Origin of the sequence: Labrys sedimenti (genome assembly GCF_034424805.1) — a bacterium.
Lineage (GTDB): Bacteria > Pseudomonadota > Alphaproteobacteria > Rhizobiales > Labraceae > Labrys > Labrys sedimenti.
This window is the reverse complement of record NZ_JAXOUF010000095.1, coordinates 1-1,083: the sequence shown is the minus strand read 5'-3', so window position 1 is coordinate 1,083 and position 1,083 is coordinate 1. Positions and strand designations below refer to the sequence as shown.

The 1,083-nt window shown below is 58.9% G+C and carries 1 protein-coding gene; it reads left to right on the top strand.

All coding sequences use genetic code 11. The features are described from left to right. Window positions 1-614: 614 nt before the first annotated feature. Window positions 615-1,083: type III PLP-dependent enzyme domain-containing protein (locus U1R88_RS35570; RefSeq protein ID WP_489671962.1), on the top strand; the 469-nt coding region annotated here is incomplete at its 3' end.

The following is a 1,083-nucleotide window of genomic DNA, read 5'->3' as shown; positions in this document are numbered from 1 at the left end:
GTTCCGGTAAGGCGTTGGGGTTGGGCCTGTTGGGCTTCGCTGCGCTCAACCCAACCTACGGACGGCGATGAGCCCCAGTTCGATTGGTCCAGAGTCGCGCGTGTGGCCCCCTCTCCCCCTGGGAGAGGGTTGGGGTGAGGGCACACGTCGGCACCGAAAGTCTCAGTGGAAAAGGCTGCGCCGTTTTCCACGCTACGGTGCCATGGCCGCGATCGCCTAGCGCCACCGTCAAAGCCCAATGGCTGCGCAATCCGACCGCTTGATCCCCCGCGCGGAAACCTCCTGTCATCGCCCCCCAGGAACATCTCGGCGCTCGCTCCGGTCGGTTGCAGGAGGGGGGTGAGTCCGCAGGCGTCACCGTTCGGTAAAGATCATGGATTTAACATTGATCTCTGAGGCGTCTGGCCCTAAAGTTCGCGCCCGAACGTCCATGCTGGAAACGATCCATCCGGCTCAAGTACTGACGACGAGACAGCAAGGCCAAGGGCAGCTTACCCCATGGCCTTTTTGCTTTCGGCGACATGCCTTGGGAAGTAGGCGAACCAAAGTGGGGATACGGAGGACGTTCATTTGCACCCATTGATCAAATTAGTTTGCCCTTAGGAGTTCCCAGCATGTCGATCAACGTCGAAGATTATTTCGCGCGCGCCACTTTTGACAAAATGAAGGCGTTCGCCGACAAGCAAGAAACCCCGTTCGTGGTGATCGACACCGCGATGATCAGCCAGGCCTACGACGACCTGCGCGCCGGTTTCGAATTCGCCAAGGTGTATTACGCCGTCAAGGCCAACCCGGCCGTTGAGATCATCGACCTGTTGAAAGACAAGGGTTCGAGCTTCGACATCGCCTCGATCTATGAGCTGGACAAGGTCATGGACCGCGGCGTCAGCGCCGACCGTATCAGCTACGGCAACACCATCAAGAAATCCAAGGACATCCGCTACTTCTATGAGAAGGGCGTGCGTCTGTTCTCCACCGACTCCGAAGCCGACCTTCGCAACATCGCCAAGGCCGCGCCGGGTTCGAAAGTGTATGTGCGTATCCTCACCGAAGGCTCGACCACTGCTGACTGGCCATTGTCGC